An 11,500-nucleotide genomic window follows, 5' to 3' on the forward strand; every position below is an offset into this window, starting at 1 on the left:
CACGGAGGAGGAGCCGGCCGGATGAGCGGAACGTTCGTAGGGATGCCTGCGTTTCGGGGGGGGGGGGGCCCCCCCCCCCCCCCCCCCCCGCGGCCCCCCCCCCCCCCGCCCCCCCCCCCCCCCCCCCCCCCCCCCCCCACCCCCCCCCCCCCGCCCCCCCCCCCCCCCCCCCCCCCCCCCCCCCCCGCCCCCCCCCCCCCCCCGCCCCCCCCCCCCCCCCCCGCCGATGAAGAAGAACTGTCAGCCGCGGCCTCCCTCGTGGCGACGGTCGTCGATACGGCGGTCATCGATGCGGCGGTCCTCGAAGTGGCGGTGGTCGCGGCGGTCGTCGTCGTAACGCCGGTGGTCGACGATGTGGCGGCGGTGGTCGCCCCAGGCAGCGGCGCTGATGAAGCGGCCGCGGTCGTTGCGCAGGGTCGCGGTGTCGGTGTCGTCGTCCCACACCTCGTAGCGCCGGCCCTGGTACAGGTCGCTCTGGGTGTCCCGCCCGAACCCGGTGTGGACGCGCACGGTCGCCTCGCCGTTCAGCCGGAAGCCACGGAACGTGTAGGTGCGGCCGACCTCGTCCGACAGCGTCCACCCGGTGAGGTCGACGCCGTACCGGCTGTTGTTGCTGATCTCCACCCATTCACGGTTCAGGGAGCGGTTCGAGCGGTCGCCACGGCCCGCGGAGTCGTACTGCACACGGCTGATGACCACTCGGTCGGCCGAGCCCCTCGGCAAGTGGTCGGCTGCCGCCGCCGGCAGCGCCACCGCGCCTACGGCCGCGGCCGCCACGGCAGCGGCCGCCGTCAGACGGCGCGTGGTCACGAGAACAGAAGCGGACACAGGGTCCCCCTTTGCAGGGTGCGTGGTGCGGGTGGCGGCCGGGCGGCCGCACATCCACACCTTCCGGTCCGCGCGGCACGGTCGGCGGATGACCCGAGGGCTGTTACAGATCGCGCACAGTTCCGTGACGTTTGTCTGTAGTATTCATTTATGTGGCCAATAGTCCGGTTTAGGGCTTTGCCTGGTTGTTGTCCCTTGTCAGCGCCGGCACCGGCCACCCTCCGCCATCCGGGCCCTCACCCGAAAGTGAGTAACAGTCACCAGCTCGGGGCGCGGCGCGGATGCGGTGGATGCATCGCCACCGTCAGGCCACCACGGGCCAGGAGCGGAGCAGGGCGGCGATTCTGCGGGTGGTGCAGGTGGGGTCGCGGAGGAGGTCGCGCAGGGCCGTCGCGTCCTCTCGCGTGGGCTTGACCGGGATGCCGGACGCCTCCAGGTACATCACTCCCGTCGCCGCGGCCACGGCCATGTTGGAGCGCTCCAGCCAGCGGCAGCGGCCCAGGATGTGGATCAGGGCGGCGGCCCGGGCGTACGGGCCGTCGTAGACCGGCTGTTGGAGGAGTTCGGCCTTGTGGGCGGCCACGGCGGCGACCGGTACGCCGTAGTCGTCGGGGGCGGGGTCGCCCGCGCCGGCGATCTCGGCTACCTGAAGGATCCAGGGGACGTCGATGTGCAGGTCCATTACGCGGCGTGCGCCCCCGGTGCGCCCGGCTCGCCGGCCCTCTCGGCATCCTCGGCCTCGTCGAAGACCGACTGGTGCTCGTCCAGGAAGCGGCGGGCTGCCTCCAGGGCACGGGCACGGATGCCCTCGGTGTCCTCGCGGACGAGACGGGCGATGTAGTCGCCCAGGTCCAGCCCGAGGTCCTTGGCGCGGACCTGGGCGAGCTGCTTGACCTCGGGGTCGACGCGTACGCCGAGTTGTGGCTTCGCCATACTCGGATGGTAACAGCTGTTACCACCGACGGGCCAGAGAGGGGCGCGAGAGAGGCCGGAGAGAGCCGGGCCGGTCGGCAGCCGAGTCGATCGCGGTCGGATCATGCGACTTGCAGATCGGATGGCCGTACGTGCTGTATAGTCGATCTTGAGCTCGCCGCCCGGACAAACCGGGAAGCGCGCGATGCGTTGGTGGTCCAAGGAAAGACGCCCCGCTTCCTGCGGGGAAATGCAGGTGCAAGGCCTGCCCGGCGCTCCGACCGAGAACCCCGGTCCTGATCCTTCAGGGCCGGGGTTCTTCGCGTGCCCCGCGCCGCCGTCTGGGTGATGTCCGAGGTCGGCCTGAAATGTTCGGTGGGTGGGGTCGGGGCAGGTCAGAGGGTGTCTGAAAGTGTGCCCAGGAGGGTGGCTGCGGGACTTTTTCCTGGAACCGTGTTTTTAGCTATACCTAAAGGTGGCATCCTGGAACCACGGACGGGCTCAACAGACCTTGCCGTCCGGGGACTTGGGGGTGACACCATGGGCTTCTTCGCCGGAGGCGAGAACCGAACGGACTTGGCCGGTGCGCAGCTCGCGCGTCAGGCGACCGCTTCTCTGGCGGGCCTGCTGGCCGGCCTGGGCAAATCCCGCTCCGATCTGGCCAAGGCCATGGGCGTGAGTCCGGGACGCGTGAGTCAGATCATGTCCGGGGACGCCAATCTGACGGTCCGTACGCTCGCTGCCGCCGCGGAAGCGCTCGGCGCCGACGTCGAGATCAGATTCTCCCCGCGCCCGAAGACCGCCGACAGCAGCCTCAGCACATCGCCGGTGCGCGACAGCGGCATCACGTCGCGACTGTAGGCCGGGGCGCGCCGCACCCGTAGCCCCTGTCTGTGCCTCACGGTTCAGCGACGGTCGCGGCGCAGGCCGCGCAGGCCACCGAAGCGGCGGCGTTGCACGGGCAGCGCGGCGCTGTGGTAGGCGTCCTGCGGCAGGGCCTTCTCGCGCAGTTCCTCCAGCTGGGGAGCCTCGGAGCGGCGGCCGTGCACATAGGCGATGAGGAGGAGGTGCCCGCTCTGGGCCCGGGCCTCGCCGAAGGACGAACGGCAGTCGTAACGCTCCTGCTCGGTCGGTTCCCGTTGTGACAGCCAGGTTCCATCGCCGTGGCACGCCATGTCGGTGCTCGTCTGGACGTCCAGGGCCCTGTCGATCGCCTTCTTCGCGTCCTCGTAGCAGGCGGTGATCTGCTTGCTGAGCGCCGGCTGGCGATGCCGGTCCAGCAGGTACTGCATCAGGTCGTGGTTGAAGATGCGCAGCGGCGCCGATTCCGTGAAGTCGGCCAAAAATGCCTCGCTCCAGCTCTGACCGTCACTGTGCAGCCGGTATTCGAGCCGCTCCATCAGCCAGGCGACGCCCAGCGTCAGGAACTTGACGTAGGGCTGGGTGTTCTCGTCCTGCTTCTTGCGGGGTGCCGCGGCGGCTCCGGTGGCCACGCCCGCGGTCACCGGCGGTAGCGAGGCGAGGTGCGGCAGGAGATGGGCCGTACCGATGGCGGCCGAGCACATCAGGGCCAGGACGGCGAAGGACAGGCCGGCGGATCTCGCCGTGCCGAGGAGTCTGCCCTTGCCGTGGAAGTGGCGCAGCATGCCCAGCCAGCCGATGACAGCGCAGGCCGCGGCAGGTAACACGTAGTCAGTGCACCATGTCTCTTGATACCAGCTCATCGACGGCCCCATGCGTACGCGGACAGGAAGGACCGTCGTCAGTGAGCGAAGGTGAGGCGGGCTCCCCCTCGGCGTTCATGCGCCCAGCCCTGCCCCACGGCAGCCGGGTGTGACAGGACTGCCGCAAGTGCCTCTCGATACTCCCACTCGGTGCTGCCCGGTGGCGTCGCTTTGCGCACCAACCGGCACGTGATGACAAGGGATTCGGCCACGCACGTACGGCGCCCGTACCGGCGTTCAGGATCAGGTGAGGGTGTCGATCCACGTCTGCAGGCGGCGGCCCTGGGTGGCCATCAGGTCCGGGTCGCGCAGGGTGTTGGTGAGGACCGACATGCCCTGGTAGGCGGCGACGAGTTCGATCGCGAGGTCGTGGGCGTCGGGGCGGCCGAGCAGGGTGAACTGGGACTCGGCCCAGTCGATCAGGGCCCGCATCACCTTGGCGGCGGCCTGGTCCAGGCCGTCGTCGCGCTTGTCGAGCTCGGTGGCCAGGGTGCCGAAGGGGCAGCCGAAGCGGGCCGCGACGTCGCGCTGTTCGACCCAGCCGGCTATGAGCGACTTGAGGCGGGTGGCGGGGTCGGGGAGGGCATCCAACTGGCCGGTGAGCGCGTGCAGTTGGGCGCAGTGGGCGTCCACCGCGGCCTCGACCAGCTGGTTCTTGGTCTTGAAGTAGTAGTAGACGTTGCCGAGGGGGACGTCGGCGGCTCCGGCGATGTCCCCGAGGGTGGTCTTCTCCACGCCCTGCTCGTGGAACACCTGGACGGCGGCGGCCACCAGGCGCTCACGCTTGGTCGGCTTTGAGTCAGTCACCTGACTGAGGATAGACAGCGGGGGGTGGGGGCGGCTAGCGTGTGGACTTAGTTAGTCAACTAACTCACACGCGTCGCATCTCAATACATGCACGAATTGCATCTCAATACATGGAGGGGCCGTGATCGTTGTAACGGGTGCCACCGGGAACGTCGGACGGGCGCTGGTCCGGATGCTGGCCGGGTCCGGGGAGGCCGTGACCGCCGTGGCCCGGCGGATCTCCCGGACCGATGTGCCGGACGGAGTGCGGGCCGTCGCCGCCGATCTCGGTGAACCGGAGAGTCTGGTGCCGGCGCTGAAGGGGGCCAAGGCGCTGTTCCTGCTCGTCGCCGGGGAGGATCCGGTCGGGATTCTGGAGCGGGCGGCCGCGGCCGGGGTCACCAAGGTGGTGCTGCTGTCCTCGCAGGGCGTCGGCACACGGCCGGGGGTGTATGCGCACGCCGCCGGGTTCGAGGCCGCGGTGGCCGCGTCGGGGCTGGCACACACGGTGCTCCGCTCCGGCGGGCTGGCCTCCAACACCCTCGCCTGGGCAGAGCCGGTACGGCTGCACCGTACCGCCGCCGCTCCGTTCGCCGGGGTGGGGCTGCCCTTCGTCGACCCGGACGACGTGGCCGCGGTGGCCGCCGCCGTACTGCGGGAGGACGGGCACGACGGGGCCACGTATGTGCTGACCGGTCCCGAGGCCACCACGCCGCGGCAGCGGGCCGCGGCCGTCGCGGAGGCGCTCGGGGAGCCGGTGACCTTCGTCGAGCAGAGCCGCGAGGAGGCGCACGCCCAGATGTCGCGGTTCCTGCCGGCGCCCGTCGTGGAGGGCACGCTGGCGATCCTCGGGGAGCCCACCGCCGAGGAGCGGCGGATCAGCGGGGACGTGGAGCGGGTGCTGGGGCGGGCGGCGGCTCCGTTCGGGGCGTGGGCGGTGCGCAACTCCGGGGCGTTCCGGTGACCTTGGGGCATGAGGGGTCCGAGGAGTCCGTCACCCTCTCCCGATGCTGCGGGAGCGGCGAGGGCTTCCTTCTCCGCGGAGTCCCGCTTCACCAGGACGTCACACGTCTCATCGGTGCCTCGGACGCGGAAGCGGATGACGTCCCCAGGGGCGTGCGGAGCCAACGGCCGACCGCAGCCGTCACGCCGGTCGTCGATGGGCGGATCTGGGCCAGAACCGACGGCGTCTGCCAAGCCGCACTGGGGCGGCCGGTGGCCCAGAGCTGCCACTTGCCGACCGTGGACTACCGCCCGACTTCGAAGCCCCCCTTTTCGGGCAAGCACATCGTGGAGAGCGCACTGGCGCGGGGATGGAAGGTCACCACCTTCAACCGTGGGCTCTCCGGCCGCGACAAGCAAGGAACCTCGGCCACCGAACCATGATGTTCGCCGCGAGGTTCGTGATCACAGGGCCGTGGGCGGGGCCTCGGTCACTCCCGTCATGTTCGGGGCCACGCGCCAGCCGCTCAGGTCGCGGTGGCGGGCGAGCCAGGCGCAGGCCAGGTCCACCAGTTCGGCGGCGGGGCAGAGCAGGGCGCGGGCCGCGCCGACCGGGCCCTCGGTGACCAGGCCCGCGTGGGCCGCGGCCGCACCGATGTGCTCGTAGTCGCCCTCGTACATGACCAGTTGGTCGCTGGGCTCCCAGCGGACGGCTCCGTCCGCCGTCTCGCGTGGTACGTCCATACGGTGGCTGCGGCGGCCGGGGTACGGCGTGAGGTGCTCGGCCAGGTGGAGGACCGTCGCCTTGTCCCAGCCGACGCCGAGCAGGAGGACCTTGGCGCCGGCCCGGCACAGGCCCGCCAGGGGGCTGTTCGCGCCCAGGCCGTACGGGAGTGGATGGGCGCCCAGGATCTCCCGCGCGGCCGGGCCCTCCGCGGCGAAGGAGTAGAGCGGGTGGCCGGAGCGGCGGGCGCCGGGCAGGGACCGTACGACCTCGGGGAAGCGGCCGAGGCGGGGCTGGGCCGGGTGCACGGCCGGGTCGAACTCCGGCAGGGACGCGCGGACTCGGGGCCACCAGGTGCGGGGCACCGGGCGCTGGACCCAGGTGGCGGGGTCGGTCAGATAGGTGGTGAAGGTGGGTACGGCCAGGGTGCCGGCCGTGCCCACGGTGTCGCGCAGCGCCCGTACGAGCGCGACTCCACCGCCGGCGGTCCAGCCGAGGGCACTGATCGCGGTGTGCACCAGTACGGTGTCGCCTTCGGCGATTCCCAGGGAACGGAGGCCTGCTGTCAGGTCGGCTCGGCTGTAGGGGCCAGGGGTTTGTGGGCCGGCGGCGGGGTGCAGCATGCGGGGCCTCCGGGGGTGGGTGCGGTGTGGCGTGGTGCGGTGTTGTGCCGGTGCAGGTCAGTGGGTGGGCACCCGGCCTTCGGCCGGGTTGGGGTTCCCAACCGCACCGCCCGTGCTGCTTTCGTTGTCGGGTGCGGGTGGCCCCTGTGGGACGGATTCTCCGTCGGCGGCTGCGGGAGGCAGGTGCGGGGCGGGTTCGGGGTCGGCGGGCCTGGGAAGCAGCGGGTGGGGGACGGCCCTGCGGGCCACCGGAGGTGCCAGGACGGCCGCCGTTGCGAAGAGGGCCGCCACCGCCGTCCAGCCCGCGCCCGAGCCGCTGCCGATGAACGACGTCAGGACCGCCGGGCCCACGATCGACTGGACCCCGTGGTGCAGTTGGAACGCGCCGAGGTACTCGCCGCGGCGGTCGTCGGGGGCCAGGGCGAAGGCGAGGCCGTAGGACGCTCCGGCGTGCCACAGCTCCGCGGCCGTCATCACCAGGAAGGCCGCGGTCACCAGGGTTCCGGCGGCCCAGGGCGTCAGGTCGCCGCTGGGCACGAGGATGAGGCAGGCCACGGCTCCGGCCAGGCCCGCGCGGCGGGCGACGCGGGCGGCGCCGGGCAGGTCGTCGGTGCCCTTGGCCGCGCGGACCTGGAGCAGTACGCACAGCAGGGTGTTGAGGCCGATGAGGAGCGGGGTCAGGGTCGTGGGCAGGCCCGTGCCCACCACGATCCAGAGGGGGATGCCGACCGCCAGCACCGAGTCGTGCAGGGCCAGTACGGCGTTCACCCCGACGACCCGCAGGAACGGCACGTCACGCAGGGCGGTGAAGCGGCCGGCGGCCGGTGGGGCGGGGTGGGCGGCGCCCGCGGGCAGGCGGTGCACCAGTACGGCGGCCACGACGAAGGTGACTCCGTTGGCCAGGGGGATGATCTGCAGGGCACCGTCCGTGCCCACCGCGATCACCGCGGCGGCGGCCAGCGTGCCCAGGCCCATGCTGGCGTTGCCGACCGATCTGATCGCGGCGCGGGCCGTCACCCGGTCCTTCTCCGGCACCAGTTCGGCGACCAGGGACATGAAGGAGGGGCCCGTACCGAACTGCAGGGCGCCGATGACCACGGAAAGGGCGACGAACTCCCAGGCCGCGTGGACCGCGGGGAGGAGGAGGTACGCGACGCCGAGTAGCAGCAGCAGGCGGCTGAGCAGGGGACGGGCGCCGATCCGGTCGGCGACGATGCCGAAGAGCACCGACGCGAGCAGGCCGGTCAGCCCCGCGGCGGAGAGCGCGAGACCGATCTGGGCCGCGGTCAGGCCGGTGACCCGGGTGAGATAGACGGCGGAGCCGGCCACATAGAGGCCGACTCCGATCCCGTCGATGCCGTGCAGGACGGCCAGCCGCCGTGCGGGGGCGTTCAGGGAACGCAAGGGGGAACGCAGGGGCGATCGCATGATGTGTCTCCGCTCGGAGCGACGTCGGAGAGATGTCGGAAAGACGTGGCGGCACCTCGGCGAGGCCGCAGGCCTCTCAGGAGGTGCGCAGGACCGAGTAGATGAGCTGGTCGTGCCAGGCCCCCGTGCGCCACTGGGCGCGGCGGATGCGGCCCTCAAGCTCGAAGCCGGCCTTCTCCGCCGCGCGCTGCTCGGCGATGTTGTCGGCGTCGGTGCACACCTGGATGCGTTCGACGCGGGTGTGCTCGAAGAGGTAGTCGACGAGGAGGCGCTGCGCCCGGGTACCGACGCCCTGGCCGCGGTGGGCCGCGAAGAGGCCGATGGCGATCTCCCAGCAGGACGAGGTGTCCGCACGGCCCCACGCCCTGCGGAACCACTCGACGCGCCCCGCGAGGACGTCGTCGACGGTGACGGACAGCATGTTCTCGTCGCCGCCGAGCAGTCCCCGCTCGTCGAGCAGGCGCCGGAGCCGTACGGTCGGCGTGTGGCCGAACCACTGGTAGACACCGGGCCCTTCCGGTCCGGCGAACTCCGCCTCGAACCGGTCCAGGTCGGCCGCGGTCACCGGGCGCAGCGCCACACTCATCCGCGGTGCTCGGCCTTCAGTCGTACGGCCTGCTTGAGCACCTGGTCCGCGTCCGCCGCCGTCAGGGTGTCGGCCACGAGCGTGCGCAGCCGGGCCAGCCGTTCGGCCAGGGACAGCTTGTGGTGCTCCTCGGTGAGCGCCTCGTACTCGGGGTGCCCGAGCAGTTCGGCGAGGAACACATTGGCGAGGTCCTTGGTGCTGGGCTCCTCGATGGTGACGGCGATGTGGATGGAGTTGCCGATCCGGGCGGTGGCGGAGTGCGGGGTGCCGTGCGGCATGTACAGCACGTCGCCGGGCCTCAGGGTGACCTCCATGCGGCGATCGTAGGGGATCACGCCGCCGGCGTAACGGTCGGAGTCGCTGGTCGACGTCTCGTCGAGCCGGCCCACCACCCAGTCCTTGACGCCCGCGACCTGCAGGACGAGCACATGGGAGCCGTCCATGTGGGCCGCGATCGCGGTCTTGCCGGGCGGGGAGAGGAAGACGAACGACTCCAACTCGGCCCGGAACTCCGGCTCCAGGGAGCGGACCAGGGCCCGCAGCCTGGGGTGCCAGTGCTCGGGCTGGCTGAACTTGAAGGTGCCGCCGGCCGCGAAGTCCCGTTTGATCTGCTCGGGGTTGATGTAGCCGGGCACGCTGTGACCGACGATCGTACGCGGCTTGGTCATCTCCGAGATCGCGGTGCGCACGCCCTCGTCGAACGAGGTGAAGTACGGGCGGATCAGCAGCCCGCAGTCCACCTCCTCCCACATCTCCTCCTCGGTGATGAGACCGGTGAGGTCGGCCCGGGAGCGGAACACCGCGGGCTGGGCCGCCCAGTGCTCCCGGAAGAAGACCTCGGTGTCGCCGACCAGGTCCTCGAGTGTGATGGTCATCCGGCCACCTCCCGCATGGCCGTGAGGGCGGCGTTCGCCCAGGTGTCGTCGTCGAGTGAGCGGGCGGAGCCGAGCAGCGCGGAGCGCACGTTCTCGGTCCGCTCCTCCAGGGTGGTCGCGTGGAAGCGGTGGGCCAACTCCCAGTCGTTCGCCAGGAGATGGGTGGCGAGCGCTTCGAGCAGGTCGTCCGGGGTCGGCTCGGTGAGGGTGAAGGTCAGGTGGAAGGAGTCACCGTCGCGGGCGATCGCGTCGTGCGGCCAGCCGTGCGGCAGGTAGAGCACATCACCCGGTTCGAGCACGAACGTGTGGGTCGGCTCCTGCGCGTCCACGTCCAGGCCCGCGTCGCCGCGCACCTGGCCCTCCTGCGCGTACAGCTGCCACTCCTTGCGGCCCTCCAGCTGGACCGCCACGACGTGCGAGGCATCGCGGTGCGGCAGCATGCCTCGGCTCTCCGGCGGGGTCCAGAAGACGTACGAGGCCACCGCGACCGGGGCCGCCGCCTCGAACTCCTCGACGAGGGCGCGGGTGGGCCGGTGCCAGTCGGACAGCTGGTTGAGCTTGAGGGTGCCGCCGGCCGACATGAGCCGGTGGATCGCAGCGCGGTCGGGGAAGCCGGGCCGTTCGTGCCCGATCACGTCGCGGGACGTGGTGTAGGCACGCTCGTGCGGTACGGCGCCCTGCCGCAGGACGGAGAAGTACGGCCAGCGCAGCAGACTGGCCTCCAGCCTGTCCTCGACGAAGGCGGAGGAGATGCAGCCGGCGGGATCGACCGCGCCGCGGAGGATCCGGAATTCCTTGTTCCAGGCGTCGGCGAAGATGCCCTCGCCGCGCAGAGTCTCTACGAGTGATGTGTTCAACCCGACCCCCAGGGCCCCGTTGGCTTCCGTGTCCGGGCGCCGGCCGGAGGGCGCGGTGAGGTTCTCCGGGAATGCTCCCCGGCCGGCGGAGCCGTCTGGACTGTCAGGCGTTGGAGATCTGGTTCATGATCGTCTTCGGCGAGTCGAAGGCGTCCTCCTCCTCGCCGGCGATCTGGGTCTGCGCCAGCTCCTCCGGGTTCTCGGAGTTGCCCTCGATGGCGTTCTTCGTGTCACGAATGCCCATGTCAGCCTCCAGCAGGCAGTGGGGTCCCGCCGCGGATGTGCGACGGACTGCCGGAGATCGTGACAACCCGGCCTAGCAGAGCAATGGACTCCGTCTGGATCCCTCGTGCCCCATACGGCTCCGGAGGCAGACGCGGTCGCCGCTCCGGAAGCGCGGTAGCGGCCCTAATAGCCCAGTTCGAGTTCCTGGATGTCGGTGAACTCCACCGACAGTCCCTCCGCGCGGCGGTTGCGGTCGCGGAAGTACATCTCGCCCAGGCCCTCGGCCAGGATGGTCTGCAACTGCCGTTCGGGGGCGCCGGCGTCCTGGGCGGCGAAGAGGCGGGAGGCGTACTCGGGGGGCAGGGCCTGGTTGATGTAGCGGACCCGGGGGTCGTCGCTGGTGCCGGGGGCCGCCGTGAAACCGAAGCGGGCGCGTGTCGACACGAAGATCCCGCCCGTGGCGGCCGCCTGCCGACGGGCCCGTTCCCGCACGCGCGGCTGCCAGCGCTTGCGGGTCTCGGCCGCGAGCTTCTCGGCGAGGTCATGGCGGGGGCGCTTCAGCTGGCCCTTGACGTAACGCTCCACCGTGCGCTGCGTGACGCCCAGCAGCTCGGCCACCTGCCGGGTGCCCTTCAACTGCCGTACCAGGAAACGCATCTGTGCCTGCGCCGACTTGGGGGCAGGGCGCGTGAAGTGCTCGGCGGCGGCCACGTCGAGCGTGTCCCCGATACCGACCATCGCGTCGCCCTGCTTCCCTCGCTCTGCCTGTCGTCGCAGACGTTACAGGCCGGGCCGGTCAGCGGACCGTCCAGGTGTCCCCGCCGGTCAGCAGCGCCGCGAGGTCTCCCTTGCCGTGCCGGTCGACGGCCGCTTCGAGCTGGTCGGCCATCTCGGTGTCGTAGACCGGCCGGTCGACGGAGCGGAAGACCCCGATGGGGGTGTGGTGCAGGTTGTCCGGGTCGGCGAGGCGGGAGAGGGCGAACGCCGTCG

14 protein-coding genes and 1 pseudogene are annotated in these 11,500 nt (G+C 71.4%); 2 read left to right on the top strand and 13 right to left on the bottom strand.

Translation table 11 applies throughout. The annotated features are described in order from the left end of the window. Window positions 1-240: 240 nt before the first annotated feature. The 3 genes from ACZ4EG_RS46185 to ACZ4EG_RS46195 all read right to left on the bottom strand — a co-directional run bounded on the left by ACZ4EG_RS46185 (window position 241) and on the right by ACZ4EG_RS46195 (window position 1,761). Window positions 241-828, bottom strand: a complete 588-nt coding sequence (locus ACZ4EG_RS46185) for a lamin tail domain-containing protein (protein WP_467795006.1) — start codon at window positions 826-828, stop codon at window positions 241-243. A 304-nt stretch (window positions 829-1,132) separates the two neighbouring features. Next, window positions 1,133-1,510, bottom strand: coding sequence for a fic family toxin-antitoxin system, toxin component (locus tag ACZ4EG_RS46190; protein ID WP_467795007.1), 378 nt, complete (start codon window positions 1,508-1,510; stop codon window positions 1,133-1,135). Next, the gene (locus ACZ4EG_RS46195) at window positions 1,510-1,761 is read right to left on the bottom strand and encodes a hypothetical protein (RefSeq protein ID WP_390713305.1); all 252 of its coding nucleotides are present in this window, start codon (window positions 1,759-1,761) and stop codon (window positions 1,510-1,512) included. The genes ACZ4EG_RS46190 and ACZ4EG_RS46195 overlap by 1 nt, the downstream gene beginning before the upstream one ends. Window positions 1,762-2,280: 519 nt before the next feature. Between ACZ4EG_RS46195 and ACZ4EG_RS46200 the strand changes: the two genes are divergently transcribed. After that, window positions 2,281-2,601 (top strand): helix-turn-helix domain-containing protein, encoded by a 321-nt coding sequence (locus ACZ4EG_RS46200; protein WP_390713304.1) that lies wholly within the window; start codon window positions 2,281-2,283, stop codon window positions 2,599-2,601. Between the two features lie 44 nt (window positions 2,602-2,645). Here ACZ4EG_RS46200 and ACZ4EG_RS46205 read toward each other — a convergent pair whose 3' ends face one another. Together ACZ4EG_RS46205 and ACZ4EG_RS46210 are read right to left on the bottom strand one after the other, a co-directional pair. Beyond that, the gene (locus tag ACZ4EG_RS46205; protein WP_467795008.1) at window positions 2,646-3,428 is read right to left on the bottom strand and encodes a hypothetical protein; all 783 of its coding nucleotides are present in this window, start codon (window positions 3,426-3,428) and stop codon (window positions 2,646-2,648) included. 279 nt (window positions 3,429-3,707) lie between these two features. Continuing rightward, a complete protein-coding gene (locus ACZ4EG_RS46210) occupies window positions 3,708-4,271 on the bottom strand; it encodes a TetR/AcrR family transcriptional regulator (RefSeq protein WP_453561955.1) in 564 nt (187 codons plus the stop codon). A gap of 121 nt (window positions 4,272-4,392) precedes the next feature. Here ACZ4EG_RS46210 and ACZ4EG_RS46215 point away from each other — a divergent pair, with 121 nt between their 5' ends. Then, window positions 4,393-5,214: an NAD(P)H-binding protein gene (locus tag ACZ4EG_RS46215; protein WP_453561953.1), complete on the top strand. Its 822-nt coding sequence runs from the start codon at window positions 4,393-4,395 to the stop codon at window positions 5,212-5,214. A 443-nt stretch (window positions 5,215-5,657) separates the two neighbouring features. Here ACZ4EG_RS46215 and ACZ4EG_RS46220 read toward each other — a convergent pair whose 3' ends face one another. From ACZ4EG_RS46220 to ACZ4EG_RS46255, 8 genes and pseudogenes are all read right to left on the bottom strand, one after another. Beyond that, complete coding sequence (locus ACZ4EG_RS46220; protein WP_453561951.1) at window positions 5,658-6,539, bottom strand: AAC(3) family N-acetyltransferase; 882 nt, start codon at window positions 6,537-6,539, stop codon at window positions 5,658-5,660. A 57-nt stretch (window positions 6,540-6,596) separates the two neighbouring features. Continuing rightward, a complete protein-coding gene (locus ACZ4EG_RS46225; RefSeq protein ID WP_467795009.1) occupies window positions 6,597-7,967 on the bottom strand; it encodes an MFS transporter in 1,371 nt (456 codons plus the stop codon). Window positions 7,968-8,043: 76 nt separating this feature from the next. After that, a complete protein-coding gene (locus ACZ4EG_RS46230) occupies window positions 8,044-8,553 on the bottom strand; it encodes a GNAT family N-acetyltransferase (RefSeq protein ID WP_467795010.1) in 510 nt (169 codons plus the stop codon). Next, window positions 8,550-9,428, bottom strand: coding sequence for a JmjC domain-containing protein (locus ACZ4EG_RS46235; RefSeq protein WP_453561947.1), 879 nt, complete (start codon window positions 9,426-9,428; stop codon window positions 8,550-8,552). The genes ACZ4EG_RS46230 and ACZ4EG_RS46235 overlap by 4 nt, the downstream gene beginning before the upstream one ends. After that, window positions 9,425-10,285: a JmjC domain-containing protein gene (locus tag ACZ4EG_RS46240; protein WP_453561945.1), complete on the bottom strand. Its 861-nt coding sequence runs from the start codon at window positions 10,283-10,285 to the stop codon at window positions 9,425-9,427. Before ACZ4EG_RS46240 ends, ACZ4EG_RS46235 begins: the two co-directional genes overlap by 4 nt. A gap of 103 nt (window positions 10,286-10,388) precedes the next feature. Next, window positions 10,389-10,529: a hypothetical protein gene (locus ACZ4EG_RS46245; RefSeq protein WP_263217154.1), complete on the bottom strand. Its 141-nt coding sequence runs from the start codon at window positions 10,527-10,529 to the stop codon at window positions 10,389-10,391. Between the two features lie 164 nt (window positions 10,530-10,693). Then, window positions 10,694-11,248 carry a telomere-protecting terminal protein Tpg gene (gene tpg, locus ACZ4EG_RS46250; protein WP_390713295.1) on the bottom strand — a complete coding sequence of 185 codons (555 nt, stop codon included), beginning with the start codon at window positions 11,246-11,248 and terminating at the stop codon, window positions 10,694-10,696. Window positions 11,249-11,306: 58 nt separating this feature from the next. Then, window positions 11,307-11,500 (bottom strand): annotated as a pseudogene (locus ACZ4EG_RS46255) (2-oxoacid:ferredoxin oxidoreductase subunit beta); the annotation flags it as partial.

This window comes from Streptomyces sp. NPDC025638 (assembly GCF_055558775.1).